Below are 26,041 nucleotides of genomic sequence, written 5' to 3'. Positions count from 1 at the left end.
GAAAGCTTAGTTGACCTGAGCCGGCGAAATCTGGGCTTCTATGGTCTTCGGCGCATCTGCGCTGTCGGACGAGATCGCAATGCGGCGCGGCTTCATGGCTTCCGGAATATTGCGGACGAGGTCGATGTGGAGCAGGCCGTTCTTCAGGGAAGCGGTCTGGACTTCGACGTGATCGGCAAGCTGGAAGCGACGCTCGAAAGCGCGCGTGGCGATACCGCGATAAAGAAACTCGCCTTCCGTGGATTTCTCATCCGCGGATTTCTCGGCTTTTACAGTCAGCGCATTGGCGCGGGATTCGATGCTGAGTTCGTTCTCGTCGAAACCAGCGACGGCCATGGTGATGCGATAGGTGTTCTCGCCGGTCCGCTCGATATTGTAGGGCGGATAGGACTGGGCCTGCTCGGGCTGGCCGAGGCCGTCAAGCATCGAGAAAAGACGGTCGAAGCCGACGGTGGAACGATAGAGGGGGGAAAAATCAACGTGACGCATGGTGTCCTCCTTAAGAAGCGACTGTTTGCGGTTAAGCCCGGCATCCCGTTCTGGCGACGGCCGGACATTTGGCGCGGTCCCGTTCTGGCGACCGCATGAATGAGATGGGAATGGCTTGCCGCCGCGTCAAGGGGGCGTGAAAAGGCGAAAGCAACATGAACCATGGCTGAACGTCAGGTTCCGGCATCGTTCAGTTTGAGAGCCATAAAACATCGGTCATCGGAGACATTCTCCGTGGACAGAAGCAATAACGTCCCTTCTTCTTCTGTCTTATTCGCCGGAACCGCGACTGCTTTAACCGACGGTTCCGGCAATTTTTTCTTTGACCTTCCCGCGCCGCCGACCTATCCCGAAGAGGCAGAAAAGCCGGAAAAGACCGATGATCGAAGCCACATTGCGCGCCAGCGAAGACAACCCGGTTCCCGACAACCATACCGTCGGATATTTTACCGGCTATCGCGGCAAACAGCTTCGCTATGCGATCTTTCGCGCCAGCCGCCAGGTGGCCCGCGGAACCGTGGTTCTGCTACATGGCAGGAACGAATGTATCGAGAAATATTTCGAAACGGTGAGCGATCTCACCGCCATGGGTTTCTGGGTTGCGACCTTCGATACGCGCGGGCAGGGCGGTTCCGAAAGATTGCTGAAAAAACCGGGCGCCGGGCATGTGCGAAGGTTCTCCGACTACCAGCGTGATATCGGCCTTTTTCTCGAACAGGTGGTGTTGCCGGATACGCGGCTGCCGTTCTTCATGATCGCGCATTCCACCGGCGCTCTTGCAGCGCTTGCCGCCGCGCCCGGCCTGTCGAACCGGATCGACCGTCTGGCGCTTTGCTCGCCCTTCATCGAGCTGGACAGCCAGCAATCCGTCCCCTCATCCGTCATTCGGGTGGTGGCGACGGCTCTAAGTCTCGTTGGCCTCGGGCGGGTTCAGCTCGGCAAGGATCAGCGCGAGCGGGATTTTGACGGCAATCCGCTCACCTCGGACTCCAGACGTTTTGCAAGAAATCTCTCGCTGCACAGGCAGTTTCCGGAGCTTTTCATCGGTGCGCCGACGGCGCGCTGGGTCTATGAGGCGCTGAAGACCATGGGACGGGTGGTCACTCAGGACCATCTGACGAATATCACCATTCCGACCCTCATTCTGGCGCCGATGCTGGATACCATTACGCCCTACAAGGCACAGGAAGAACTCTCACGCAATTTCCGGGCAGCGCAGCTTCTTCCGATCACCGGTGCGCGCCACGAATTGCTGCATGAGCGCGATGTTTTCCGCAAACAGGCGCTGGCGGCCATCGACGCCTTTTTCGCGCCGGAGTGATGGCCGCTTAAGCGGGCTGCCTAGAGTTTCGAGAGAATGGCAAGAGCTTCTTCGTGCACGGCCTTGGAGCCGGCCGCCAGAATGCGCCCGCCATTTTCCGGACGCCTGCCATCCCAGGTCGTCATGATGCCGCCGGCCTGCTCGATCACAGGGATCAACGCGCCGACATCATAGGGCTTCAAGCCGGATTCGATCACCAAATCGACGTGGCCGGCCGCAAGCAGGCAATAGGCGTAACAATCCACGCCGTAGCGGAAAAGGCGGACCTGATCCTGTACTTTTTCGTAGAAGGGCTTTTCTTCCGCAGTAAAGATGTGGGGTGTCGTAGTGAACAGCACGGCGTCCGATAGCGACGCACAGTCGCGCGTGTGGATTTTCCGCTCGCCATCCGGCCCGAAATACCAGGCCGCTTCGCCATCGGCGAAATAACGCTCCTTCGTGAAAGGCTGGTCCATCATGCCCATGGTGGCGCGGCCGGCGGACTGGAAACCGATCAGCGTGCCCCAGACAGGCACGCCGGAAATGAAGGCGCGTGTGCCGTCAATCGGGTCTATGACCCAGATGTGATCGCGGTCGAGACCAATATTGCCGTGTTCTTCGCCCAGAATGCCATGCTGCGGAAAACGCTGTTCGATAAGCGCGCGAATAGCTGTTTCCGCCGCCTGATCGCCTTCTGTCACCGGATCATAGCCGCCATCCTGCTTGTTGGTGACGGCAATGCCCGTGCGAAAGCGGGGGAGCGTTTCTGCGCTGGCGGCATCGGCAAGTTTGAAGAAGAAATCCCGGTCGGGCAGCATGCGAAACCTCATTGCCTGGATATTTGGTCTGAATTTTGTGGGGCAATGCATAGACCGGAATCACATCCGCCGTCCACTCATACGAATGGCGGTACCGGTGTTTCCATATTTTCAGCATAAGCCTAAAAAATATGCATATAAAAAAATGATTGACAATTGTGCAATTACTACGTAGCGTGATCCTGCAGTCTTTGACTGTAAATACCCTCCTTGGGTGTTTCCTCCCTAGACTTGACCGCGCCAAGGCGCGGTTTTTTTTGTCCGGCGGGCCGCCAGACGATACGGGATAAAAATTGAAATAGCGGATGATTCGCGCTGCTATTCGGCAGCGAGCGACGTTTCTATCGCGTATTCGGAAACGAAGGCGCCGAGCTGGCGCATGAAGATTTCAAGCGACGCCTGAATGGCGGGAAAATCGGCTTTTTTCAAAAGCGTTTTTTCATCAACGTAAAGCGCTCGGTTGACCTCGATCTGCAGTGCATGGAGAGAGCGGATTGGCCGGCCGTAATGTTCGGTGATGAAGCCGCCGGCATAGGGTTTGTTGCAGACCGCGACGAAACCCAGTTCCTCAAGAAAATGCAGCGCGGCGCGGGAGACTTCCTGGGATGCGCTGGTGCCATAGCGATCGCCGATGATCACATCCGGCCTCAGATTCGAGCCGGCGACGCGAATATTGCCCGGCATGGAATGGCAGTCAATCAGCACCGCCATTCCGAAATTGGCGTGGGTGCGTGAAAGCAGGCGGCGCAGACAGGCATGATAGGGCTTGTAAATCGTCTCGATCCGCGAAAGCGCCTCGTCGACGGGCAGGCGGTGGGCATAGATGTCCATATTCTCGGCGACGATGCGCGGCACTGTGCCCAGGCCGCCGGCGACCCGCATGGAGCCGATATTGGCGTAAGGCGGGAGCGTGCCGTCGAACATGCGGGGATCGAGTTCGTAGGGCTCGCGATTGACGTCCAGATAGGCGCGCGGGAAATTCGCTTTAAGAAGCGGCGCGCCGATCTCCGGCGCCGCCGCGAACAACTCGTCGACGAAGTGATCTTCGGAGCGGCGGATCTCATGCGAATCGAGCCTTGCCGATTCCAAGAAGGAGATGGGGTAGCAGCGGCCGCTATGGGGGGAATTATAGACGAATGGCAGGGTCTGAACGGCAGGTTCCGTTACTTCGAAGAGTTCATATTCACCCGTTACCCAGTCCATTCAGTGCCATTTACCATGTCGCAAACAATCGGGATGTTCATGTTGCCAGTTACGGTGCGGCAAGTCCATACTATCGCCCAAGCAGCGCTATACCGATTCACGTGTTCACAGGATATTTACCGTGAAAATCCTATAATCGGGCTAGGGTATCCCAAACATTGAGTAGTTACGGTCACTTATGATGAATCAGAAAATTCTTCTCGCTGAAGACGACAATGATATGCGCCGCTTTCTCGTCAAGGCGCTGGAAAAAGCCGGTTACAAGGTTTCTTCCTTCGACAATGGCGCCAGCGCCTACGACCGGCTTCGCGAAGAGCCTTTCTCGCTTCTGCTGACTGATATCGTCATGCCCGAAATGGACGGCATCGAGCTGGCGCGGCGCGCCACCGAACTCGACCCGGACCTGAAGGTGATGTTCATCACCGGCTTCGCAGCCGTCGCGCTGAATGCCGATTCGAAGGCTCCGAAGGATGCCAAGGTGCTTTCCAAGCCATTCCATCTGCGCGATCTCGTGGATGAAGTGAACAAACTCCTTGTGGCGTAAGGCCTCTCAAAAAACCTTCACAAAACCGAAAAAAAGCAGTTGACGCATGAACCGGTTTTGTGGTCTATCCGCCGCCACGGAGGGCGTGTAGCTCAGCGGGAGAGCACTACGTTGACATCGTAGGGGTCACAGGTTCAATCCCTGTCACGCCCACCATCCGAATTTTGATATCATTGAGAAATCCCCTTCTGGGGATTTTTCATTTTTAGCGACTGACACGCTTCTGACACGTGAACTAGCCTTGGAACAGTGTAGGTCACAAGCCAAGCGACTCGAAATAAGCGTCTATGGCCATTCGACCTGCGCTCGAGTAATCCGGCGCGAGAAGCTTTGTCTGGCGTGCGACCGACAATTTGTGCCCGCGGTCGATCATTTCTTTGCGCCCAGTAATCCTGCCTTGCCTAGCGCACCGGATAAAAATCGTTCTCCAGTGTCAGTTCGCCGATCTCCGTGCAAACGCAGTTTGTCACATGGCGTGCAGCGTTTTGACGTCGACGGTTGGACCCGCCGGTTCTGCTTTGGCTTCATCGCCGAAAACGCCTGTCGCCCCCTCAAGGAGCTGGTCTTTCCACTGTTGGATCTGGTTGGCGTGCACGTCAAACTGCTGCGATAATTCCACCAGAGTCTGCTCGCCGCGGATCGTAGCGAGCGCCACCTTTGCCTTGAGAGCCAGGCTTTGGTTCCGGCGCGGTCGTCTCCTCGTGGTATCTCCTGTTCCTGGCATCTAAGCCGAAGTCAGGCAGAAATTCCACTTATCCTAGCGGTGCAGATTTCCCGAGCCATCTGTGGACGGCCCCGTTTTTGCAAGTGGAAAAAGTAAGTTTCGATGCGGTCGGGTGCAGCCATGTGTCAGGCCTCGACCTGCGGCGCACATGTGGCCGCGGGCCTTGATGAAGTCCGCAGATTGGATCCCAATCACCTCTATGCGCACGAAGCGCTTGGCTCGGAAGGGTTGTCCCAATCCCCGGTTCGACCGGTGCGCCATCAATACTCAGTCCTCATGCAAACCACTTCGAGATAGGATTGCTTCCGGAGTCGACGCAGACCGGGCAAAGGCACCGTCGGTTGCCGCGCATTGCGGCTTCCTGGTTGAGGATGCAGAAGCTGCCTTCCTGGCGGGCGCCATTTTGCCCGAGCTAACTGTCGACTTTGGCGGTCGTCGTTCTTCGGCTGTTGGTGGTGCGCCGAGCCAGCGGATGATTGCATCCAAGCCTGGCCGGAGCTGCTTTTTCAGTTCTGCCGTCAGCTGGGCTTCGATCCCACGGGCCTGACTGATCATCGTCCAGTCGATATGGCCATTCAGAAGCGGTGGCGATGTGCGGGGACCTCTTTTCTCGCCTGATCGATGAAGCGAGGCCTCCTCGACTTCCCTCCTTGGCGAAAAAAGCCGTCGCCTTCTTCAGAATATCCCGCTCCTGACGCAAAATCTCATTCTCCCGCCGCAGCCGTTTGAGTTCAGCCGCCTTATCTTCATCGCCTTCACGACGTCTGGGATCATCCATAGCCACATCCCCGCTTCGGCTAAGCCATCGCGTCAGTGTCGACAGCCCGATTCCAAGATCATCAGCAACCTCGCGCCGCGTACGCCCGTTCGTTTCGGCCACGCGAACAGCCTCACGCTCGTATTCTTTCGTAGAGGCCACTTTCTTCGTCATAACGGTTTCCTTTCAACTCAAGAAAACCTCTCCACTTTTCCGAAGCAAGTCCATCATGAAGCCGCGCGCCTCGACTGGAGAGCAACCTGTAGTGATTGCCACAGACGCCGAGTCAGTAAGGACGCGTATTAGTCATTATTGTTTGGAATGTTGAGCAGGTGTCCGCAGGCCTTGCAATGGACCGCGTCAACCTCGTGCCTTTGCAGTCCGCATTTTCCGCACGGAAAGAGTACCTTGCGGGGGCGCACGATCGACTGCGCCAACCTGACGAAGAGAGAAATACCGACAATCATCGTAACCACGGAGGTCAGTTTTCCGAGAGGTCCAGGAAGCGTAATGTCGCCGAAACCTGTCGTCGTCATCGTCGCGACCGTAAAGTAAAGGGCGTCGATGAAGCCGACTAAACCGCTCTGGTGATAGAAGAAGGTCGTGTAGACAAATCCTGTCACCATGAACAGGAAGACGAGGAAGTTAAGTGATGCGCGCGCAACGTCCTTGTAGTGATGGCAACCGAGCCGTTTCAGGATGACGGCGAAGAGCGGGCTTTCGCCCACGGCCCAGAGACGCATCGCCCTCAGGAAAGCAAAATTGAAAAGCGCGTTTGGAAACAACAACGTGGCAAGAATAACAAGATCAATCCAAGTCATCGGCCTCTTGAGGAGCGCGCCTAAAGAGCCAGTTGCGAATGCGCGTGCGAACAGTTCGGCAAGTATCCACACCGCGATCATGTAATCAATGATCAGATAGGAAGGCCCGCTGCGCAAAAATGGCCCGAAAATGAAGAACGAGATGATGCTGACATCGATAACAGCAAGCACAGCTTGCCAACGAAGTGCCCATGTGTCGCGCCCGCGCTCGATACGACGCAACTTCATCTGCAAGATTTCGAGACGAGACGAGACGGACCTTCTGGTTTTTGTCGTGAATATCATTTCTAACGGATAGGCGCGAGTGAAGACCGGGTCAATGCCAAGCAAAAGGCGCGTCATGCGGCAAGGCGGCAACCTTATTGAGGAAGAATATGGAGCCAAATCGTCGTTTCCGCATTCTCCAACAGCGGAAGATGTACAGTCTGTGATGATCTTTTGCCGAAACTTGGGGTAAAATCAAAGAGCATATTTAAAATCCATCTGCTCATACGCATAAGGGAAGGCCATTGCAGCTATGAAATCGTTCATCATCAATCCGCCGGTGTTCTACGGGTCGGTGATTGTCATCACCTTGTTCGTCGCCATCGGTATCGTGCTCCCCGGCCAGGCGGAAGCACTTTTTGGTATCATTCAAGGTTCCATTCTCGGCGCTTTCGGCTGGTTCTACCTGCTTTCTGTCGGCGTATTTCTGGCGGCGATGCTGCTATTGTGTTTCGGCAGGTTTGGCCAGCTCAAACTGGGACCGGACGATTCAGTTCCCGATTTCCGTTTCCTGTCGTGGATTGCGATGTTGTTTGCCGCCGGGATGGGCATCGGTCTCATGTTCTATGCCGTTGGCGAACCGATGACCCACTATATGGCGCCGCCGACCGCCGAACCGAAAAGCGTGGCGGCAATGCGCGAAGCGATGACTGTGACTTTCTTTCACTGGGGCATACACGCCTGGGCGATTTACGCCGTCGTTGGCTTGTCGCTCGCCTATTTCGGTTACCGCTACAACCTTCCGCTGACAGTTCGCTCAGGCTTGTATCCATTGTTGAAGAACAGGATTAACGGCCCGATCGGACACGCGGTCGACATTTTTGCGATTGTCGGCACCATGTTCGGCATTGCGACATCGCTAGGGGTCGGCGTCGCGCAGATCAATGCCGGCCTCAACCACCTTGTAGGCTTGCCGATCAGCACCAGCGTACAGCTTGTCCTGATTGTCGTGGTGACCGGTATGGCCACCATCTCGGTTGTGACAGGCCTGGATAAAGGCGTGAGAATATTATCGGAGACCAATCTGGTTGTCGCCGTACTGCTCATGCTTTTCGTGCTGATCGCCGGACCGACGACACAGCTCTTCCGGGACTTCGTGCAGAATCTCGGCCTCTATCTCGATACGATCGTCCTGCGAACCTTCAACATTTACGCCTACGAGCCCACGCCCTGGATCGATTCGTGGACGCTGTTTTATTGGGCCTGGTGGATTTCCTGGTCGCCGTTCGTGGGAATGTTCATCGCGCGGATATCTCGCGGAAGAACCGTGCGCGAATTTGTTGCTGCCGTGCTGTTCATCCCGGCCGGTTTTACATTCTTCTGGATGACGGTATTCGGCAACACGGCAATGTTCATTGATACAGGTGTAGCCGCGGGCGCTCTGGGCGCCGCCATCTCGAACGACGTTTCCGTAGGCCTTTTCCGCTTCTTCGAATATTTGCCTCTTTCTGGCGTCACTTCGACACTGGCGGTTCTGCTGGTCTCCATATTCTTCATCACTTCGGCTGATTCCGGGGCGCTTGTGGTGGATTCCATCGCCGCTGGCGGTGAAACGGAAACGACAACGGGCCAGCGGATTTTTTGGTGTTCGATGGAGGGGCTCGTTGCCGCATGCCTGCTGATGGCGGGTGGTCTCACCGCGTTGCAGTCCGCAACCGTCGCCAGCGCATTGCCTTTTACCGTGGTAATGCTGGCCTTGGTCGTGTCGCTGTATCTTGGAATGCAGCAGGATTTAGCGCAGCGTGAGGTGCACAGCAGCCGAAACGTTGGGCCCGCGGAGCCCGCTTCTGGTCAGACCTGGCAACGAAGGCTCGCTCTGATGCTGAGCACCACGACGGAGAAAGAAGTTGCGATCTTCATCGATGACAAGGTCGCACCCGCGCTTGACAAGGTTGCTGCCGAACTTCAGTCGCGCGGGAGACCGACGGAGGTAGATCGGGAGGGGGCCGGCGTTGTCACCCTTCGATCTCCTGCGTCTGACGTCCGTGACTTTATCTATGGTGTATCGGTCCAGAAACATCGGGTTGCAAGCTTCACCACCATCCGCGCAGGCGAGGCAGAGTTTCGATACGAAGCGAGAACCTTTTTCTCCAGCGGCAATAGCGGCTACGATCTGATGGGCATGTCGCAGGATCAGATCATCAGCGATGTCTTGATTCAATTTGAACGCTACCTGCATCTGGTCAACTCGCCGGAGTTTCAGCTTGTCCATGGCGCGCCGGAACACACGGCATAATGTTCGGATTGCACGAGTTTTGACCACCCGGCACAAGTGACGGTCCGGGTGGTCGCTTTTGAAGGGAGCTGGCGAGTGATGAAGTCAAAGTGGCGGTGGTGGCTGGGCCAGATCGTTCGACGGATATGGTTCAGGGCAACGCTTTTTTCCATGGCTGGTGTCGTGACTGCTCTGCTTGCCGTCGCGCTTTCGCCTTACATCCCGCAAGAACTGCCAACAAAAATAGGCGCGGACGCCGTTGACAAGATTCTCGGTATTATTGCCTCCAGCATGTTGACGGTAACGACTTTCTCATTGAGCACAATGGTTTCCGCCTATTCCGCGGCCACCACCAACGTCACGCCGCGAGCCACGAAACTGGTCATGGAAGACAGTACGACACAGAATGTGCTGGCTACCTTCGTGGGCTCCTTCCTGTTCAGTCTGGTCGGAATAATTGCGCTTACGACAGGTGCATACGGGGATCGCGGACGCCTCATCCTTTTTGTGGTCACCATCGGCGTGATCGTTCTCATTATCGTCACGCTGCTGCGCTGGATTGATCATCTTTCGCGACTTGGGCGAGTGACCGAAACCACGGAGCGGGTTGAACGGACAACGATTGAAGCACTGACGGCATGGGTGGAAACGCCAAATCTCGGCGGCCACAGATTGCTTGAGGGTGACCCGAGATTAGGAGAGCCCAATACGCCCATTCACCAGAACGAGGTTGGCTACGTTCAACACGTCGATGCAACGCTTCTCTCCGAGATCGCCGAGGAGTTCGATTTTGACATTTTCATTGTCGCGATAGCGGGCAAGCTGGTTGCACCCAACACTCCGCTGGCCTGGGTTAACGGTGAGGTTCATGACAATGTTTACGAGCGTATCGCCTCGGCTTTTACTATTGGTAATGTCAGGTCGTTCGATCAGGATCCTCGCTTCGGGGCTGCGGTTTTGTCTGAAATTGCCTCCAGAGCGCTTTCACCGGCTATCAACGATCCCGGCACTGCGATTGATGTGATCTCCCGAGCGATACGCGTGCTGTCCGTCTGGGATTTGCAGGACAGCAAAACAAAGGTGGTGCATCCTCGGCTCTTCGTTACCCCAATTCGACTTGAAGACCTATTTGATGACCTCTTCTTGCCCATCGCACGAGACGGTGCGTCCATCATCGAAGTCGGGCTTCGATTACAGAAAGCCTTTCTTACCCTATCGAAATTCGGCGATGCGGAGTTCAAGAAGATTGCAATGCTGAACGCGGCAAGCGCTCTCAAGCGTTCTGAAGCAACTGCAATGATTGACGAAGACTTGGCCAGGCTACGACATACGGCAGCGCTGCTGAACAAAAACCAGTCGTAACCAGGATGTTTCGCCTAGCCTCTGCTTCCCGCGGAAGAACGAGAATTATAACCGAATGGCAAGACGTTCTCTTTGCGCCTTGGACTATGTTTTCCTGCAACTATTAAATTTACGGGGTGACACCAAGATCGTTGCTATCAAGCAGCCGAACGGCGTCGTTCACGTCATAGACAAGGTCCTGCTTCCCGAAATGTAACCCTTTCGGCCGTGCAGATGGAAAGGGCTGGCTCCATTCAGGGGGCAGCCCTTTCATTCACGTTTTCATTGTCGCGACAAAGGCTCACATTGCGGGGAGAACGGTGATGTCGCGCAGCTCACCCTCGGCGCCGGTAATGGAACCAATTTCGGTCGCAGCGCCTGTTTCCAGATCGACGGTGTAAAGCATCTTGCCCGCGGCGAGATAGGCAGTGTTCTTGCCGCCTTCTTCTCCCTGGATATCAAAGGCATAGTTTGCCGGCATTTCCTTCAGGCCGAGCTTGCCGATCGCCTTCAATGTTCCGTCATTGGGTTTTGTCTGTTGGATCAGGGCACCGATGGTGGCATCGATATTGTACATTGCCGTTTTCTCGGGCTTGCCGGTCGAGTTGGTGTAGGCCGCAGCGACGATGTTTGGCGTTTCGCCCTTATGCATGTCGCCATCCTCGAAAGCGAGTGCGCCATCTACCGTGACGGCCCCGGTATCGGGATGCACGCGGTGATTTGTCGTGCCCGTCATGAAACGCAGACGGTCAGCGGCAGGATTGAAATCAACGACAACCGGCGCATCGGCAAGGGTAAGCATCTTGTCCATCTTGGCGACCTCGGTTGCAGCGCCGGTTTCGAGATCGATGGTGACAATGTTATGATCCGGCGTCACACCGACGACGGTCTTGTTGCCCGGACGAAAGTCGATGCCGACAAGCCTGTCTACACCAGTCACATCCATCGACTTCGTAACTGCGGGCTTCTCCGTATCGAACATGACGAGGGTCTTGTCTCCCATGAGGCCAAGGACCGGCGCTGAAACGGCAATGCCTGCCGATGCCGTCAGGGCCATTGAGGCGAGAAGAGTGAGGCGGATAGTGCGCATGTGTTTCTCCCGTGAATTGAGCCATTCGGAAGGCGTCGTTTGAACGCTTCCGTCTCTAGGACACGGGGGGCAACGCATTTGGATGCAGACAGGAAAAATTATTTTTTAAGTGCATCCATTAACCTGTCTGATGGGTATTATGCACAGTTGACGGTGCTTTCGATCACGAGTGGAAAGGATTCAAATGCAGACGGGCCCTGTGCCGAACGATCTCGACAGGGCGCTTGCAGCCTGCGCGAAAGGCGATAAAAGCGCCTTGCGCTTGATTTTCGATCGCGAGGCCGGACGTCTGGTCGCGGTCGCCCAACGCATTGTCAAGCGGCGCGAACTGGCCGAGGAGGTCGTTCAGGAGAGCTTTGTGCGAATCTGGACACATGCTCATCAATACCGTGCCGACCAGGGGTCGGCACGAGGATGGATTTACGCAATCGTTCGCAACCGGGCACTCAATCTTGTCCGTGATACGAGACGCGAGCTGATCGTTGAGGATGTCGAGATGCTTCGCGATGGTGAAGAAGCAACGGAGGTGGTTGCAGTCTGGCAGAAACTCGACAGGAATTCGCGGCTCTATGAGTGTCTCGGAAGTCTCGATGAGACGAAACGCCAGGGAATCCTGATGGCCTATGTCGCGGGATACTCCCATGGGGAAATCGCCGGCAGGCTTCGCATTCCCCTGGGAACAACAAAATCCTGGATCAGGCGAGGGCTTATCGCTCTGCGGGAGTGCATGGCATGAAATTTGATCGCAAAGACATTCCCGATCTTGCCGACGACTACGTTCTGGGATTGCTGGACGCTCTCGAGGCCGAGGCTATTGAAGCTGCACTCGTGCATGATGATGCTCTGCGGGCGGCAGTCTCCAGAAGCCGCGAGCGTTTTCTTCCCCTCGATACCACTGTTGAACCTGCCGCAATCAAAGACGACCTGTGGGAAAAAATTGAAACCCGCCTGTTGCCGCAGACCGGCGCTGCATACGCTACGTCGCCCAAGACAGCAAACGACAATAGGTCTAACAGCTGGCGTGGCATCGCCCTCTCTGCCATTGCCGCGAGTTTCCTCCTGGCCGCGGGTCTGGCCTTCAGCCTTACCCGCCCGATCGATCCGCTCGTGATCGCCGTGCTCCTTGATGAGAACGGTCAGGTTAAGGCTGTTGTCGAGGATTTTGGAAACGAGAAGGCAACCGTGCGGATGCTGGCTGATTTTGCAGTGCCGCGCGACAAGACGATTCAGTTGTGGACCTTACCTTCGAAGGAAGTCGGCCCCGTTTCTCTCGGATTGATCGAGGGTGTGCGTTCAGCAAAGCTAGAAGGGCCGGCTCTGCCGGCTCCCAGAAGCGATCAGCTCTACGAAATCACCCTCGAGCAGGCGGGTGGTTCGCCAACCGGCAGGCCCACCGGGCCCATTCTCGCAAAGGGATTTGCTCGAATGCCGCGATAGGTGTGTTCAGTCCCCGAGAACCGCTCCCTCGCGTCTTGGATCGGCGCTACCGGCCAAACCCTGGGCGGTCAGCTCGATCGCATGCAAACCGGAATTCATCTCACCCGGTTTCACCTCGTAACCCAGCGCCTTCAGCGGTCCTGCCAGCTCCTCCGCGCTGGTGTCTGCCTCGATGTCGTAGGTGCCGAACCGGTTGATGAGATGCGGCTGGGCGACGATCGCCTCAACCGGCATGCCCCAGTCGATATAGGCGATCAGCGCCTGCGCCACATAGCCGATGATCTGGCTGCCGCCGGGCGAACCAATAGCGAGCAGCGGTTTTCCATCTTTCATCACGATAGTCGGGGCCATCGAAGAGCGCGGCCGTTTGCCGGGCTCGACTCGGTTGGCGATCGGCAGGCCGCCATCGTGGGTCTTGAAGGAAAAGTCCGTCAATTCGTTATTGAGCAGGAAGCCTTTCGTCATCAGACGCGAGCCGAAACCGCTTTCGATCGTCGTTGTCATCGAAACAACGTTGCCCTGCCTGTCGACGATGACGAAATGGCTCGTCGAGGGCAACTCAAGCGCGGCATCCCGGCCGAAAAGCAGCGCATGGTCCCATTCCGGCTCGCCGGCCTTGACGACATCTTTGGCCAAGGCCTTTTCGCCGTCGAGCAAGCTTGCCCTTTCGCCTAGATAGGCCTTGTCGAGCAGGCCCTTGACCGGTAGCGGCACGAAATCGGCGTCAGCGACGTAACGCTCGCGGTCGGCGAAGGCAAGACGCTGCGCATCGCCGATAATGCGCCAGCTTTCGACATTTTTGGGCCCCAGCGAGCTTAGATCGAAGTTCTCCGCCATGCCGAGTATCTGGCCAATGGCGATACCGCCAGAAGATGGCGGCCCCATGCCGCAAACATCAAGCGCACGATAGATAAAGCAGACAGGCTCGCGTTCGATGACGCGATAATTGGCAAGGTCGGAAAGCGACAGCACGCCGGCATTGTCGGCCGCCTCGCGCACGGTTTTGACAATGGCTTCGGCAATTTGCCCCTTGTAAAACGCATCTGCACCGCCTTTGGCGATCATTGCAAGCGTTTCGGCATAGGACGGATTTTTCAACAAAGTACCAGCCTGCAACGCGGCCCCGGCGGTGTCAAAGAAATAGGACCGCGCCTCTGGATATGTCTTCAGCCGGTCACCCTCGGACGCGATCAGAGAGGCAAGGCGAGGCGACACCTGAAAGCCCTCGGTCGCCAGCGTTTCCGCCGGTTTCAGCAGGCTCGCCCATTCAGCCTTGCCATAGCGTTTATGAGCTTCCTCCAGAAGTCGCACCGTTCCCGGCGTTCCGACGGAACGGCCGCCGATGACCGCGTTCATGAATTTAAGCGGCTGGCCATTTTCATCCAGGAAGAGTTTTGGCGTGGCTTCCATCGGTGCCGTCTCCCGGCCATCCAACGTCGTCAGCTTGCCGCTTTCTGCGTGGTAATAAACAAGGAAGGCGCCGCCGCCGAGACCGGAGCTCTGTGGTTCAACGAGGCCCAGCACGGTCTGCACCGCCACCATCGCATCTATGGCGTTGCCGCCCGCCGCAATCACGTCGCGTCCCGCTTTGGTCGCCAGCGGATTGGCTGCGGCGACCATGAAGTTCTTCGACTCGACACGTTTGGCGGTGGCAAGCCCGGTTGCCCTTTCCGGCGCCACCGTGTCGGACGCCTGCTGGGCGGAGGCGATTGCGGTGGAAAACATCAAGGCGAGAACAGCCTCACAGAGAAATCTCATTTTCATCGGCCTCATCCTTCAAAGCGGCGCAAACCATGAATGTGAGAAGGGCAAATCTCGCGGGGCGCTTAAGATCAACTCTCGGGCGACTGCCCTTCCCGGTCAAACATACGATTTTAATGGCAGTGTGATCAGCCAATCTGGAACGACGATCTGCCGGCGCCGTTCAGCGTTCAAGTTCGTAAGAAAACACAACAGCCTCCGGGTTGGCCAGAATATTCGGCGCCAATGGAATGCCAGCAAGCTCCCGCAAGTCCCAGTTCATTCTCACTATCGCCTTATGTCAGGCCTTCACCCCGTGCAGGATGAGGCGCTATCCCTTTATACCGCTCGCTGCGATACTGGAGATGAACAGCCTCTGCAGGCAGAGATAAAAAATCAGCACCGGCAGCGTAATGATGGTCAGATAAGCCATGACTTCACCCCAGGGCGTGTTGAGCTGGAAAAAGTATTGCAGCCCGACCATGACAGGTCTGTATGTCTCGGATTGAGTGACAAGAAGCGGCCATAGATATTGCTGGCTGTACATGACGAGAAATTTCAAGATCGCAGCGGTTGCGATCACCGGGCCGCTGAGCGGCATCACCACCTGCGCATAAATCCGCAGCCAGCCGGCCCCGTCGATGCGCGCCGCCTCCAGCAACTCCTTCGGGAGATCCTTGAAATATTGCACGAAAAGGAAAATCGTCAGCCCGTCTGCGATCCATGGGATGATCTGCACATGCCAGGAGTTGAGCCATCCCCAGGTAAACCCGTTGCTGCCAATCCATGGCAGGCTGTTGACTTCCAGTAGCAACGGCACGGCAATGGTTTCAAAAGGAATGATGAGCGTGGCGAGGATGATCGAGAAGAGAACGTCCTTTCCGCGCCAGTTCAAGAAGGTGAAGGCGAAGGCCGCAAGCGAGCCAAGCAGCAGGGCGAGAAATACGGTAACGCCCGTCACCAGCACCGAATTGAATATGAAGGTCGCAATCGGCGCCCGGGCGAAAGCTGCTGTATAGTTTTCAAACGAAAGATCCCCGACCGGCAGAAAGGCTCGTATCGACGTGGCGTCATTCAGCAACTGGTCGTTCGGTTTTAGCGACGAGAACCCCATGAACAACAGCGGCAAAATGAATATCGCCGCGAAGGCGAGCAAAAGTAGATAGTTGCCGATGAGAAAGCCGAGGCTTTTGCGTTGTCCGGCCTGCATCATTGCTTCTCCCTTGTGAGGTATCGCTGGGTCAGCGAAATGCACAGAACAAGCAGGAACAGCACGACCGAAATTGCGGAACCGGCCGCAATGTCCTGCTGGCGGTATCCTCGCTCAACCGCCTGATAGACGATGCTTTGCGTCGAATCGCGGGGTCCGCCCTTGGTCATCACATCGATCTGCGCAAAAAGGGCAAAAGCCTGCATGGTAATGACGATGATAATCAGCACGGCCGTGTTGCGCAGCAGCGGCCAGGTTATCATGCTGAATTTCTGCCAGCGGCTCGCGCCTTCGATATCAGCCGCCTCGTAAAGATCCGGAGAGATTGTCTGCAGGCCGGAAAGCCATATGACCATATGGAAACCGACGCCCTGCCAGACTGACATCACCAGAATGGCCCATAGGGCGGTATCGGTTCTGCCCAGCCAGTCGACGGGCTGGAACAGCCCGAAGCTCATGTAACTCAAAAGGCTGTTCAGGAGCCCGTTATCCGCCGCATAGATAAACCGCCAGAGCAGGGCCACCACCACCACCGACAGCACCACAGGCATGAAGTAGATCGCACGGAAAATCGTGACGCCGGGAATCTTCTGGTTCACCAACAGGGCAAGAAACAACGCAAGTGCTGCCTGAACCGGCGCAACGACCGCCACGAAGGAAAGCGTATTGACGAGTGCTGTCAAAAACACAACGTCGCGCGCCAGAATGACGATCTGGTTCTCGCCCCAGGTGAAGCTCTTATATTCCCGCATCCCTTCCAGATAGGGATAGTCGGGATTGTTGCGGGTGAAATTGCGAATTCGCGGATAGGAGATGGCGCCATCCGCACCCTGCTTGAGGCTCCCATCCGCCTCCCTTTCCGGCTCGAGCGTGAGCACGCCGATACCCAGCAGCCGGGTGTAGTTTTCAACGCCGACAAACTCGGTCGGATTGGGAGATGTCAGCCGCTGGTTGGTGAAGGAAAAACCGAGCCCCAGCAGAAAGGGCGTGATCAGGAACAGCCCGATCAGCACCATGGCCGGTCCAGCCATGAACCAGCCGATGAAACCGTCCCGGGTCAGTTTCCCCTTTGAGGAAAAGAGCGCCATCGATCACATGCCCCTATTTGGGTTGGTAACCGGAATTACGCTCTATGTTGTTGTTTATCTCGTCGGTTGCATTGTCCAGCGTATCGGCCACATCCGCGCCATTGGCAATGTCGGACACGGCCTTGGAAAAGACCGGAGAGATGAAGGCATAAGCTGGCGTCACCGGACGCAATGTTCCCTGACGCTTGGAGAGCTCGAAGAAAACCTCGAGCGGGCCGCCCTGCTTGTAATTCTTCGTCATCTGGGCCGCTGAAGACGTGGCCGGGATCAGGCCGATCGCGTCGGAGAACTGCGCGAGATATTTGTCCTGTATGGCGAATTCGATGAAGGCGGACGCGCCTTCGGGATGTTTGCTGGTGGCCGACACGCCAAACTGCCAGGATCCGGCGCCGATCTTCGGACCGTTCCCGAAATCAGGGGCCGGCAGGAACAGCAGGTCGTCCCCATATTTCTCCAGAGCCTTCACCGCAACCCAGTTGCCCATCCATTGCAGGGCGTGGCGGCCCTCCAGAAATCCGGTTTCATGGTCGGCAGGCGACTGCGATGTTCCGGGTGCGAGCTTCTTCTGGAACAGGGACTGCCACCATTCTCCGAACTTGATGGCACTGTCTCCGTTAAGGACGTTCTCGGCGGTTTGATAATTTTCCTTGTCAATCAAGCTGCCGCCGAAGCTTTCCAGAAACGGGCTGAAGGCGTAGCTGTACCATTCGGTTTTATCGGCCATGCCGAGGTCGATCGCATAGTCGAACTTGCCGCTGGCCGCGAGCTTTTCGAGCGCTGCATTAAATTCTTCGCCGCTCCATGGCTGGTCCAGCGTTGGAATGCGAATGCCATTTTCATCGAGAACGGATTTGCGGGCAAAGACCGCGACGGCTGCGTCCCACAGGCCTACTGAATAGAGCTTGTCCCCCCACTTTCCCACCGCGCCCGGCAGGAAGTTCGCAAGCTTTGCCTCGTCGATCTGCAATGGCTGCAGATAACCTGACCACGCCCAGTTCGGCATGTTCGGGCCGTCGACATCCAAAATGTCAGGCAACTTGCTGGAAAGCGCAGCGGCGGTGACGGATTCGTTATATGCGGTTTGAGGGAACTCCTGAAGCGATACCCTCCAGTCTGTCTGGGATGAATTGAAGTCCTCGATGATGCCGGTCAGGATCTTGCGCTCTTCAACGTTTCCGGCACCATGATACCACATCGTCAGCTCGGTCTGCGCCAGCGCAACGGTGGAAAAAAGCGTCGACAAGGCAGTGGCTGCCCCCACTAAAATGGCTTTTGCGATCATGGATAGTCCTCCTCCTGATGAAGGGTAACTTCAACATCCACAGATTGTTCCGCAAAAAAAATGCGTTCTGGCATTGCGTCGTCTCGAGAACGCGACAGGAAGAAGCTTTCCAGGCATGAACATCAGGGAGAAACAACAAGGGCCCTGACCATGCCTGCGAAGATCGACGTTGCCAGCATCACGCCCTGGAATTCAGGCGGCCGGGGTGTTCCACGATCAACGTTCGGTCAGTGTCGGCGCAATTTGACAAGGGCATCCAGCGCTATCCGGCCGCCGCCATAGACCACGAGGGTCAGCGCCATGGCAGCCCAGGGCAGATGGAAATTGGCCCAGCCATCCGGAACGGTAAGCTGGATCACCGCCGTCATCACCAGCAGACCCAAAGCGGCGTAACGGGTGAAAAGGCCGAGAACTAGCAGCACGGGCAGAACGAGTTCGGCAATGCCCGAGGCCGCCGCCATGACCAGCGGCATAGGGTAGGGGATCAGGTTGCCGAAGATATGCAGCCTGAATTCCTGTTCGAACAGATATCTGGCGCCGGTCGATAACGTCAGAAATCCGTCCCATTTGGTCAGTCCCGATTTGAAGAACGGAATTGCCAAGCCAAACCGCAGTGCCAAAAGCGGCAATGATTGCGGAATGGAGGCGAGCAGGCATTCGGCGTGGCGATGAAGTGCTAAGAACGCGCCACTGAGGCTGCGTGCGGAGGCAAGTTCTGTGGTCATGGAAGGTCCCCTTCACGGTGTTCAACGGCGCTAAAAGCGCCAAGGCCGATCAGGCCAATCAAGGCCGATCCGAAATCAAAGGAAGATTTTGCGGCCAAAGCCGTCTCAGCCGCTTCGCCAAGGCTTGCGCCGGCAAAGAGACGCGCCGCGAAGGCAACATCTGCCGATGGCAGGACGTTGATCTCGACCTGCATGGCCGGCCGCACGACAAGCACCGTTTCGGCTCGCCAGTCGACAGGCGGTGTCACGGTTTCGCCCTGGTGGGCGTTCCAGATGCTGCCGGCCGGAAACGGCGATTGCACAAGCCGGGCAGAAGGATGCGGGATAAGCACCCTATCGAGAAGGTGTTCGGGTGAAAGGGCGGCGAGTTGGGAGACTTCGAGCGGCGCTCTGTCTGCCGCGTGATAGGCCGTGCTCCACGCCGCCTCGATCCGCGCCACATCCGCGAGATAGGCGAGAGACGATGCTGGCGGGAAAGTCGCAACAAAATCCGGGAAATCGTCGCCGTACTGCATGATGAGCGGTGAGGCCGGTTTGCGGTCGGCGGCATAGGCACGGGCCATTCCGGCAAAGAACTCAACGCCAACCAGCCGTTTCGTCACTGGAAAACGTAGCCCCAACGCCGTCGTCAGCCCGACATAGACGTTGTTGCGATAGATGGCAAAACGCGAGGGATCGGCAGCACCGCGCGCGGTGGTGATGCCGTACGGTAGCGGTTGGCCCGGATCGAGCAGGGCGGCGGCAAAGGCGCCTTGGCTTTCGTAAAACCGCATGGTCACGCCGCCTGGCTGGAGCGGCTTTTCAGGGCCGCTTCGTTCAACAGGATGTCAGCGCGCACCGCTTCTGCCTGAAGCGTCGTAAAGTCTGGCACGTCGTTGTCCCATTCGATCAGGGTTGGCAAAGCGCCGCTGCGCGATAGCGTGTGCCGGTAAAGCTCCATCACATCGGATCTGACGGCGGTGCCGTGGACATCGATCAGCAGCCGGTCTCCAACGCTGTCGATGGTCTCGTCATAACCGGCAAGGTGGATTTCACCCACCAGCTCGACCGGGAAGCGGTCGATATAGGCGACCGGATCGAGGCGATGGTTCACCGCCGAGACCATGACATTGTTCACATCGAGCAACAGCCCGCATCCGGTTCGGCTTGCAATGGCGGTGAGGAAATCCACCTCATCGATGGTGCTTTCGGAAAACAGCACATAGGTTGATGGATTTTCAATCAGCATTTGCCGGCCCAGCCATTGCTGGGTCTCATCGACATGGTCGGCGACACGCGACAGGGTTTCGGCCGTGTAGGGCAAGGGCAGAAGATCGTTGAGGAAACCGGTGTCATGGGTCGACCACGCCAGATGCTCCGAAAAGCTCTGCGGCCGGTAACGATCGATAAGGTCGCGAAGCCGTCTCAGATGCCCGGTGTCGAGGTCACGGGCCGAACCGATCGACAGGCCAACGCCATGCAGCGACAGGGGATAAAGTGCTGCAACGGCTTCAAGATAACGGTGCGGCGGGCCACCGGCGCCCATATAGTTTTCCGCGTGGACTTCGAAAAAACCGATATCCGGCCTTGCGTCGAGAATAGTGTCGTAATGTTCCGGCTTGAGGCCGAGGCCAGCACGGGGTGGCAGGACGGTGGCGCGGTCGGCTGAAACGGTCATTGCTGGTCTCCCGGTTTTGACGGATGAGGAGGAGGCCCGGCAAGCGGGCCTCCGGTGTCGCGGCTCAGCTTTTAGACGGCTCCAGCATGCCCTTGTGGCCATCCACGTTCATCGTGGTGCACGTGCCGGCGGGTACGGCCTTCCAGGCATTGCCCTGGTAATCCATGGTGGAGGTTCCGGCGCAGGTCGTGCCGGCGCCGGCAGCGCAATCATTCTGCCCCTTCAGGGCGATGCCGTAGCATTTCTCGTTTCCGGCCATCTTTTCCGGTGCCAGCGGCGCAGCAAAAGACACAGATGCGACAGCGCTTGCGAGTGAGCCTGCCAAAGCGAGGGTGAGCGTGGAACGGTTCATAAATGATCTCCTCTTGAATGTCCGCAGACCGTTCATCGGCCGCGTATGGCTGTATTCGATCTTTCCGGGAGCGACGTTACAGCGTGAGGCGAACACGAAAGCGTGACCGCAATCTGTGACCAACGATTTTCGTCTCAACGGTCGGCGCGCGTCATCACGGCCTGCAGAGGGCGTCGGCGGTCGCAGTATTTGATTTTCCCGCTCTCTCAACCCGAACCCGGTTTTCGTCGAGCAACTCGACATTGAAAAAAATATCATGTCGTGATATAAAATCGGTTGGGAGACTGTATCATTCGGGGGGAACAGATGAGCGACGTCAGTGAGATTGCAAAATTGTCTTCGTTGCTTGAAACGCGACTTTTGCAACATGGCCTGATTGAAAGGCCGGGCGGTGCAGTTCGAACTCTACCCGCTGATTTTCTCGAAAAATTCGATGGGCTGATTGATAATTCAACGGAACTGGAAGGTCTTTTGCGGATTGGCTATGCGGCCAGGCAGGGCGAAACCCTATCGGCTCCGGTCGCGAGCGCCGCACGATTTATGATTCAGGAAGTGTGTGAAGCCCTCTTCGACCGGAATGAACTGCAAGCGTTTCGCCGGACACACTGATTGATGGGTGTGCGTGACATTTTGTGTTCTTCGGTTTCTCTCACTGTGGCTTTCGTCTTGTGCGCCCTGCTGAATTTGGTTGGTGCGCCAGCCGTTGCCCAGACTGACTGTGCCGCCGCCGCTGAAGCATTCATGCGTGGGACGTCGGACAGATTGCTGTCAGTAAGCTCCAGAGGCGATCAATGTGTCGTCACTTATCTGATGCATCGAAGAGACAAACGGCCGATTCGGGTATCGCAGGATTTATCATTGGGAAGGGCTGACATCCTTCAGGCCGGTGATGAGAAGGACTTCTCGCAAAATAACAACGTCGATGAGTAGCTGAATTACGACTGCGCCTCCTGAGATTGCGCGGTCGCCAGCCGATTGATCAGCGATCTATCCGCTTGGGAGCTCCGGTGCGGCCGGTTGTCCCTCTTCAGTTTTGTCAATCGTTGTTGTCGGGCTAACATGTTTCTCGTCGCTTTATCCCGCCATACGTGTCGCGCAACACCTAAATGTGACCAAAATGTGTTCAGTACGGCCGGGTCGCGTCTGCCGCTTTATGTCACCCCGTGATATACTTCGCGGCTATCGGCTAAGGAGGATGTGGTCGTGTTTCATGCGGTGCCAATAACAACTCGGATATTGGCTGCAATCAAGGTTGCTGGCCGCGCGCTCGATGAAACCTACGGCTGGCTGATCTTGTGGCTTCCAATCGCTCCGGTAATCATAGTTGTCGGTGCAACGATGATTGCCTTGACTGGTGATAGTGTAACGCCACTCTGGTTAAGGCTGTTGGCCGGCCTCGTCACTGCGACAAGTATTTTTGTCATTATATTTGGTGGATTTTTCAGCGCGTTGTTTTTCGCAGGGGCGGCGTGGCGACTTGCGCGGTCGCCTCAGCCTGGCAAAAAATCGACCGGCTCCTCTCAGTTGGAGCTCGGTCGATGGTTTTGGGTGTCGGGCACTGTATTGACATTGCTGTGGCTGATTCCATTTGCGATTACCATGGAGAATATCGCTTCAATGGTCATATCGTCCGCGGTTGTGACGCAGCCTTTAGGTTAGTTCGTTCAGATCGCGCAGTTTCCCAAGGGATTCGACAAGCAGGTCTTGATTGGCCAAGAGTCCTTCCAGATGTATTCTGGCAAGCGTTCGCAAAATGTGTTCGCCCTTTGGGGTGAGGCTAATCAGAATGCTCCTTTTGTCTCTCTGTGACGGTGTTCTTTCCACCAGACCGGCCGCCGCCAACCGGTCGACCAATTGCACCGCCCCATGCGCCTGGATGAGCATCAGTTCCGAGAAATCCCGTATTCTCATTTTCCCTTCCGGTGCGGTCTTGATGACCAGCATGGCCTGGTATTGCTGAGAAGTGACGTCGGCTTTTGCGAGAGCAGCGTCACTGAGCGACAGGAAGCGCCGCATGGCAAGCCGAAAGCCGGCAAGTCCATCATAGAGAGTAGAGGGGAGTTCAGCGTCTTCCGCGACATCTCCAGCGAGGCTCATTCGTAAAACCCTTCCAATAATTCACGGTATGACACTACATTATTATGGTCCGATTTAGGAGGACTGTGCGCGCAGCAAACCCTATGAACACAGGCCGGAAATGACTTGGGGTCACTGCGGTTCCCGCGAACCCTAATCTGCCGTCGCGGCCATAAAAAGATGGCGAGTTGCAAGAAGGCTGGCGGCGGCTTGTCGCCGAGCGATCGATAGGGCCGCACGCGCATGTCCAACTATGTTTCCACCAGCGAGATCCGTGCAGCGTTTTCAAGCGCCATGTCAGAAATATACCGTGAGGAGGTTCCTGCCTACGGCACGCCGATGGCACTCGTGGCACGCGTCAATGACGAGGCGCTGAAGCGCAATCCTTTCCGTGTCTTCGGATGCCGACTGTTTCGTAAAGGAGGTGCTGGAAACATTTCGTTGGCATGACAAGGCCAATGTCGATTTGCATATGCCTTTCGGAGAAGCCACGCGTTCCGAGGACTCCTATTACGTCGTTTATCCGGAGAGAAAGGCAAATAACCGCAACGTTGTGCTGTTCGGAGACTGGCTTATCAGGCAATCCCGAAAACATGCAGATCAAGAGGCCAATCTACCAGGCATTTGATATTCCATAAATCGTGATTTCGATGCTCGGAGCCGTCTGCGGCGCGGCGAATTGTCAGCACTTGCCTATCCCGGGTAACACTTCATTTAGTTATTTTGTGAAATCTAAAATACGCAGGTTCCAAGGTTTCATCGGCGGAGCCGGTAGAACAAGCGGACCCGGAACGACCCGCCCGGCGGTGACTCGAAAAAGGCCGTCCGCTTGTCGCCCTATGAGGGGCAACAGCTACCCGCGATGTTTCATTATATATTCTCCGGCCTCCCGCGAGGGCGGCTGGAGAAATGTTTGCCTTGAGGCCATTCATGTCTTTCCTGAACAATACCAAGATAAAAACAAAGGTCGTTTTTGTCATCGCGCTGATGAGCCTGATGTCGCTTTCCGGCATAGGCTACGTCAGCCTGCAATATAAAAGCACCGACAACGTCTATAGCGATTTCATCGGCCATGAGGCCCTTGCTGCGGTTCTGAACGCCAGAACCAGCGGAAACCTCAATGCGCTCGGCATGCAGATGCTTCGCGCCAGCCTTAACGACCCGACGAGCGCTGATTTCGAAGCCGCTGTCAAAACCTTCAGAGCCGACCGTAAGCAGCTTGAAGAACGTCAGAATAAGATCATGGAGCTGGTGCCGGCACGCACCGATGCCGCGCGCGATATCCTAAAGGGTGTTGTCGAAGTCGAGGAGATCGGCAATCAGGTCATCGCCCTCATGCAGGCAGGGCAACGCGCCGAAGCGCAGCAGATGGCGCTCAACGTGCTTCGGAAAATTGCCGAAGTCTCGCCAAAGATCAGCGCCGGCAATGAGCAGCTCATCCAGGTGATGAATGAGGGTAGAGAACGCCTTACCGCCAGCACCAATACGACGATCTGGACAGGCCTGATTACGCTCGCGCTCGTTTCGCTGGCCGTGATCGCACTTGGCCTGCTCATTTCCTCCCGGGGCATCACCACCCCGATTGCGCGACTTCGCGCGCGCATGGAATCGCTCGCGGCCGGCGATACGGCAAGCGAAATTTCCGGGATGGATCGCAAGGATGAAGTCGGCCAGATGGCGGCCGCGGTTCAGGCGTTTCGCGAGAGCGCAATCGAACGCCTCCGCCTTGAGACTGAGACAGAAGCCAACCGGTCGACTTCGGAAAAGGACCGGATCGAGCGTGAAAAACAGAAGGCCAGGGAGGCTGCCGACGTACAGTTTGCCGTCGACAATCTTGCCACGGCCCTTTCGAAAATAGCACAGGGCGACGTTACTTACCGGATCGTTCAGCCGTTCGTCTCCGGTCTCGACGGTATACGCGGTGATTTCAACCGGGCTGCGGAACAGTTGCAGTCGACCTTAAGCCAGGTGGCGCAGAACGCCCGCGGTATCGACGCCGGCGCCAATGAGATCAGGTCTGCGGCGGACGATCTGGCCAAGCGCACGGAGCAGCAGGCGGCTGCCGTTGAAGAGACTGCGGCTGCGCTGGAAGAGATCACCACGACGGTGAAGGACGCCACGAAACGGGCGCAGGAAGCGGGTCTCCTCGTCGGCCGCGCCAAAGTCGGCGCTGAAAAATCCGGAGAGGTGGTGCAGCAGGCCGTCGCCGCAATGGAGCAGATCGCAACATCCGCCAATGAGATTTCCAACATCATCGGCGTGATCGACGAGATCGCCTTCCAGACCAACCTTCTGGCGCTGAATGCGGGCGTGGAAGCTGCCCGTGCGGGTGAGGCGGGCAAGGGTTTTGCCGTTGTCGCGCAGGAGGTTCGCGAATTGGCGCAACGATCCGCCGGCGCCGCCAAGGAGATCAAGAACCTGATCACGACATCCAATGGTCAGGTTCAGCAAGGCGTGCAGCTGGTTGGTGAAACCGGCAAGGCGCTGGAACTGATCGTGACGGAGGTGCAGGAAATCAACCGGCACGTCGCTGCCATCGCGGAATCGGCGCAGGAACAATCCTCCGGTCTTCAGCAGATCAATACGGCCGTGAACCAGATGGATCAGGACACCCAGAAGAACGCCGCCATGGTGGAGGAAAGCACCGCCGCCAGCCACGGGCTTGCACGCGAGGCCTCTTCGCTCAACGGGCTGATCGCCCAGTTCAAACTGTCCGAAGGCGGTTATGGCGAGACCTCCGCCCTCGTGCGCACGGCGTCGGTTGCCGACAGGCCCACAGCGTCTCCCGCGCGTGCGCTTGGCGGCAGGATAAGGGCTGCTTTTTCAGGCAATGCCGCGTTGAATACCGCGCCCGACAATTGGGAGGAGTTTTGATCCTTGCCCTGTCTTTACGGCGCCTTCAGCTGAG

The 26,041-nt window shown here is 56.8% G+C and carries 23 protein-coding genes, 1 tRNA gene and 3 pseudogenes; 11 read left to right on the top strand and 16 right to left on the bottom strand.

Annotated elements, in window-relative coordinates:
* Positions 1-6: 6 nt before the first annotated feature.
* On the bottom strand, positions 7-489 hold the full coding sequence (gene hspL, locus O9X91_RS16450; protein WP_003519731.1) for a heat shock protein HspL: 483 nt from the start codon (positions 487-489) through the stop codon (positions 7-9).
* Between the two features lie 379 nt (positions 490-868).
* Between hspL and O9X91_RS16445 the strand changes: the two genes are divergently transcribed.
* Positions 869-1,810 (top strand): alpha/beta fold hydrolase, encoded by a 942-nt coding sequence (locus O9X91_RS16445; RefSeq protein WP_077983611.1) that lies wholly within the window; start codon positions 869-871, stop codon positions 1,808-1,810.
* A 20-nt stretch (positions 1,811-1,830) separates the two neighbouring features.
* Here O9X91_RS16445 and hisN read toward each other — a convergent pair whose 3' ends face one another.
* Both hisN and O9X91_RS16435 read right to left on the bottom strand, forming a co-directional pair.
* Positions 1,831-2,607: a histidinol-phosphatase gene (gene hisN, locus O9X91_RS16440; RefSeq protein ID WP_142913544.1), complete on the bottom strand. Its 777-nt coding sequence runs from the start codon at positions 2,605-2,607 to the stop codon at positions 1,831-1,833.
* A 318-nt stretch (positions 2,608-2,925) separates the two neighbouring features.
* Positions 2,926-3,810, bottom strand: coding sequence for an N-formylglutamate amidohydrolase (locus O9X91_RS16435; RefSeq protein WP_137411295.1), 885 nt, complete (start codon positions 3,808-3,810; stop codon positions 2,926-2,928).
* Between the two features lie 181 nt (positions 3,811-3,991).
* Here O9X91_RS16435 and cpdR point away from each other — a divergent pair, with 181 nt between their 5' ends.
* Positions 3,992-4,354 carry a cell cycle two-component system response regulator CpdR gene (cpdR, locus tag O9X91_RS16430; RefSeq protein ID WP_003497910.1) on the top strand — a complete coding sequence of 121 codons (363 nt, stop codon included), beginning with the start codon at positions 3,992-3,994 and terminating at the stop codon, positions 4,352-4,354.
* An 81-nt stretch (positions 4,355-4,435) separates the two neighbouring features.
* Positions 4,436-4,510 (top strand) — tRNA-Val (locus O9X91_RS16425).
* 166 nt (positions 4,511-4,676) lie between these two features.
* Here the strand turns inward: O9X91_RS16425 and O9X91_RS16420 are convergent.
* The 3 genes and pseudogenes from O9X91_RS16420 to O9X91_RS16410 form a co-directional block, all read right to left on the bottom strand.
* Positions 4,677-5,078, bottom strand: a pseudogene (locus O9X91_RS16420) (transposase); the annotation flags it as partial.
* A 587-nt stretch (positions 5,079-5,665) separates the two neighbouring features.
* A pseudogene (locus tag O9X91_RS16415) lies at positions 5,666-6,009 on the bottom strand (IS3 family transposase); the annotation flags it as partial.
* Between the two features lie 128 nt (positions 6,010-6,137).
* A complete protein-coding gene (locus tag O9X91_RS16410; protein ID WP_244634994.1) occupies positions 6,138-6,884 on the bottom strand; it encodes a potassium channel family protein in 747 nt (248 codons plus the stop codon).
* Positions 6,885-7,173: 289 nt separating this feature from the next.
* Here O9X91_RS16410 and O9X91_RS16405 point away from each other — a divergent pair, with 289 nt between their 5' ends.
* Positions 7,174-9,156 (top strand): BCCT family transporter, encoded by a 1,983-nt coding sequence (locus tag O9X91_RS16405; RefSeq protein WP_137411297.1) that lies wholly within the window; start codon positions 7,174-7,176, stop codon positions 9,154-9,156.
* Positions 9,157-9,234: 78 nt separating this feature from the next.
* Positions 9,235-10,497 carry a DUF2254 domain-containing protein gene (locus O9X91_RS16400; RefSeq protein ID WP_269833625.1) on the top strand — a complete coding sequence of 421 codons (1,263 nt, stop codon included), beginning with the start codon at positions 9,235-9,237 and terminating at the stop codon, positions 10,495-10,497.
* Positions 10,498-10,777: 280 nt separating this feature from the next.
* Here O9X91_RS16400 and O9X91_RS16395 read toward each other — a convergent pair whose 3' ends face one another.
* Positions 10,778-11,566, bottom strand: coding sequence for a DUF4394 domain-containing protein (locus tag O9X91_RS16395; protein ID WP_077983604.1), 789 nt, complete (start codon positions 11,564-11,566; stop codon positions 10,778-10,780).
* 184 nt (positions 11,567-11,750) lie between these two features.
* Between O9X91_RS16395 and O9X91_RS16390 the strand changes: the two genes are divergently transcribed.
* Both O9X91_RS16390 and O9X91_RS16385 read left to right on the top strand, forming a co-directional pair.
* Positions 11,751-12,302: a sigma-70 family RNA polymerase sigma factor gene (locus O9X91_RS16390; protein ID WP_077983603.1), complete on the top strand. Its 552-nt coding sequence runs from the start codon at positions 11,751-11,753 to the stop codon at positions 12,300-12,302.
* On the top strand, positions 12,299-13,003 hold the full coding sequence (locus O9X91_RS16385) for an anti-sigma factor (protein WP_077983602.1): 705 nt from the start codon (positions 12,299-12,301) through the stop codon (positions 13,001-13,003). Before O9X91_RS16390 ends, O9X91_RS16385 begins: the two co-directional genes overlap by 4 nt.
* A 6-nt stretch (positions 13,004-13,009) precedes the next feature.
* Here the strand turns inward: O9X91_RS16385 and ggt are convergent, their stop codons facing one another.
* The 8 genes from ggt to O9X91_RS16345 all read right to left on the bottom strand — a co-directional run bounded on the left by ggt (position 13,010) and on the right by O9X91_RS16345 (position 21,057).
* The gene (gene ggt / locus O9X91_RS16380; RefSeq protein WP_269834329.1) at positions 13,010-14,767 is read right to left on the bottom strand and encodes a gamma-glutamyltransferase; all 1,758 of its coding nucleotides are present in this window, start codon (positions 14,765-14,767) and stop codon (positions 13,010-13,012) included.
* Positions 14,768-15,074: 307 nt separating this feature from the next.
* Positions 15,075-15,956 (bottom strand): carbohydrate ABC transporter permease, encoded by an 882-nt coding sequence (locus tag O9X91_RS16375; protein ID WP_080794694.1) that lies wholly within the window; start codon positions 15,954-15,956, stop codon positions 15,075-15,077.
* Positions 15,953-17,041 (bottom strand): carbohydrate ABC transporter permease, encoded by a 1,089-nt coding sequence (locus tag O9X91_RS16370; protein ID WP_269834328.1) that lies wholly within the window; start codon positions 17,039-17,041, stop codon positions 15,953-15,955. The genes O9X91_RS16375 and O9X91_RS16370 overlap by 4 nt, the downstream gene beginning before the upstream one ends.
* Positions 17,042-17,054: 13 nt before the next feature.
* A complete protein-coding gene (locus tag O9X91_RS16365) occupies positions 17,055-18,323 on the bottom strand; it encodes a sugar ABC transporter substrate-binding protein (RefSeq protein WP_269834327.1) in 1,269 nt (422 codons plus the stop codon).
* 227 nt (positions 18,324-18,550) lie between these two features.
* On the bottom strand, positions 18,551-19,048 hold the full coding sequence (locus O9X91_RS16360; RefSeq protein ID WP_142913539.1) for a DoxX family protein: 498 nt from the start codon (positions 19,046-19,048) through the stop codon (positions 18,551-18,553).
* A complete protein-coding gene (locus O9X91_RS16355) occupies positions 19,045-19,827 on the bottom strand; it encodes an HvfC/BufC N-terminal domain-containing protein (RefSeq protein ID WP_193559323.1) in 783 nt (260 codons plus the stop codon). Before O9X91_RS16355 ends, O9X91_RS16360 begins: the two co-directional genes overlap by 4 nt.
* Positions 19,824-20,705, bottom strand: coding sequence for an MNIO family bufferin maturase (bufB, locus tag O9X91_RS16350; protein ID WP_269834326.1), 882 nt, complete (start codon positions 20,703-20,705; stop codon positions 19,824-19,826). The genes O9X91_RS16355 and bufB overlap by 4 nt, the downstream gene beginning before the upstream one ends.
* A 64-nt stretch (positions 20,706-20,769) precedes the next feature.
* Positions 20,770-21,057: a BufA1 family periplasmic bufferin-type metallophore gene (locus tag O9X91_RS16345; protein ID WP_080794706.1), complete on the bottom strand. Its 288-nt coding sequence runs from the start codon at positions 21,055-21,057 to the stop codon at positions 20,770-20,772.
* A gap of 306 nt (positions 21,058-21,363) precedes the next feature.
* Here O9X91_RS16345 and O9X91_RS16340 point away from each other — a divergent pair, with 306 nt between their 5' ends.
* Positions 21,364-21,666, top strand: coding sequence for a hypothetical protein (locus O9X91_RS16340; RefSeq protein ID WP_137411304.1), 303 nt, complete (start codon positions 21,364-21,366; stop codon positions 21,664-21,666).
* Between the two features lie 594 nt (positions 21,667-22,260).
* On the top strand, positions 22,261-22,716 hold the full coding sequence (locus O9X91_RS16335) for a hypothetical protein (RefSeq protein WP_269833610.1): 456 nt from the start codon (positions 22,261-22,263) through the stop codon (positions 22,714-22,716).
* On the opposite strand, the gene O9X91_RS16330 is transcribed toward O9X91_RS16335, so the two are convergent.
* Positions 22,708-23,154 carry a MarR family winged helix-turn-helix transcriptional regulator gene (locus tag O9X91_RS16330; RefSeq protein ID WP_080794712.1) on the bottom strand — a complete coding sequence of 149 codons (447 nt, stop codon included), beginning with the start codon at positions 23,152-23,154 and terminating at the stop codon, positions 22,708-22,710. The genes O9X91_RS16335 and O9X91_RS16330 overlap by 9 nt on opposite strands.
* A gap of 222 nt (positions 23,155-23,376) precedes the next feature.
* Here O9X91_RS16330 and O9X91_RS23835 point away from each other — a divergent pair.
* A pseudogene (locus tag O9X91_RS23835) lies at positions 23,377-23,608 on the top strand (hypothetical protein); the annotation flags it as partial.
* Positions 23,609-24,063: 455 nt separating this feature from the next.
* A complete protein-coding gene (locus O9X91_RS16320; RefSeq protein ID WP_269833609.1) occupies positions 24,064-26,007 on the top strand; it encodes a methyl-accepting chemotaxis protein in 1,944 nt (647 codons plus the stop codon).
* The last annotated feature ends 34 nt before the right edge of the window (positions 26,008-26,041 follow it).

Source organism: Agrobacterium salinitolerans, assembly GCF_027498475.1.
GTDB lineage: Bacteria > Pseudomonadota > Alphaproteobacteria > Rhizobiales > Rhizobiaceae > Agrobacterium > Agrobacterium salinitolerans.
The sequence above is the reverse complement of the archived record's forward strand: the minus strand, read 5'-3'. Positions and strand labels throughout refer to the sequence as shown.

Bases quoted from the DNA above. Each gene is read 5' to 3' on its own strand.
- bufB (WP_269834326.1), bottom strand. From the start codon at position 20,705: ATGACCGTTTCAGCCGACCGCGCCACCGTCCTGCCACCCCGTGCTGGC.
- O9X91_RS16395 (WP_077983604.1), bottom strand. From the start codon at position 11,566: ATGCGCACTATCCGCCTCACTCTTCTCGCCTCAATGGCCCTGACGGCA.
- O9X91_RS16405 (WP_137411297.1), top strand. From the start codon at position 7,174: ATGAAATCGTTCATCATCAATCCGCCGGTGTTCTACGGGTCGGTGATT.
- hspL (WP_003519731.1), bottom strand. From the start codon at position 489: ATGCGTCACGTTGATTTTTCCCCCCTCTATCGTTCCACCGTCGGCTTC.
- O9X91_RS16385 (WP_077983602.1), top strand. From the start codon at position 12,299: ATGAAATTTGATCGCAAAGACATTCCCGATCTTGCCGACGACTACGTT.
- cpdR (WP_003497910.1), top strand. From the start codon at position 3,992: ATGAATCAGAAAATTCTTCTCGCTGAAGACGACAATGATATGCGCCGC.
- O9X91_RS16410 (WP_244634994.1), bottom strand. From the start codon at position 6,884: ATGAAGTTGCGTCGTATCGAGCGCGGGCGCGACACATGGGCACTTCGT.
- O9X91_RS16370 (WP_269834328.1), bottom strand. From the start codon at position 17,041: ATGGCGCTCTTTTCCTCAAAGGGGAAACTGACCCGGGACGGTTTCATC.
- O9X91_RS16365 (WP_269834327.1), bottom strand. From the start codon at position 18,323: ATGATCGCAAAAGCCATTTTAGTGGGGGCAGCCACTGCCTTGTCGACG.
- O9X91_RS16330 (WP_080794712.1), bottom strand. From the start codon at position 23,154: ATGAGCCTCGCTGGAGATGTCGCGGAAGACGCTGAACTCCCCTCTACT.
- hisN (WP_142913544.1), bottom strand. From the start codon at position 2,607: ATGCTGCCCGACCGGGATTTCTTCTTCAAACTTGCCGATGCCGCCAGC.
- ggt (WP_269834329.1), bottom strand. From the start codon at position 14,767: ATGAAAATGAGATTTCTCTGTGAGGCTGTTCTCGCCTTGATGTTTTCC.
- O9X91_RS16390 (WP_077983603.1), top strand. From the start codon at position 11,751: ATGCAGACGGGCCCTGTGCCGAACGATCTCGACAGGGCGCTTGCAGCC.
- O9X91_RS16375 (WP_080794694.1), bottom strand. From the start codon at position 15,956: ATGATGCAGGCCGGACAACGCAAAAGCCTCGGCTTTCTCATCGGCAAC.
- O9X91_RS16400 (WP_269833625.1), top strand. From the start codon at position 9,235: ATGAAGTCAAAGTGGCGGTGGTGGCTGGGCCAGATCGTTCGACGGATA.
- O9X91_RS16320 (WP_269833609.1), top strand. From the start codon at position 24,064: ATGTCTTTCCTGAACAATACCAAGATAAAAACAAAGGTCGTTTTTGTC.
- O9X91_RS16435 (WP_137411295.1), bottom strand. From the start codon at position 3,810: ATGGACTGGGTAACGGGTGAATATGAACTCTTCGAAGTAACGGAACCT.
- O9X91_RS16360 (WP_142913539.1), bottom strand. From the start codon at position 19,048: ATGACCACAGAACTTGCCTCCGCACGCAGCCTCAGTGGCGCGTTCTTA.
- O9X91_RS16445 (WP_077983611.1), top strand. From the start codon at position 869: ATGATCGAAGCCACATTGCGCGCCAGCGAAGACAACCCGGTTCCCGAC.
- O9X91_RS16340 (WP_137411304.1), top strand. From the start codon at position 21,364: ATGAGCGACGTCAGTGAGATTGCAAAATTGTCTTCGTTGCTTGAAACG.
- O9X91_RS16345 (WP_080794706.1), bottom strand. From the start codon at position 21,057: ATGAACCGTTCCACGCTCACCCTCGCTTTGGCAGGCTCACTCGCAAGC.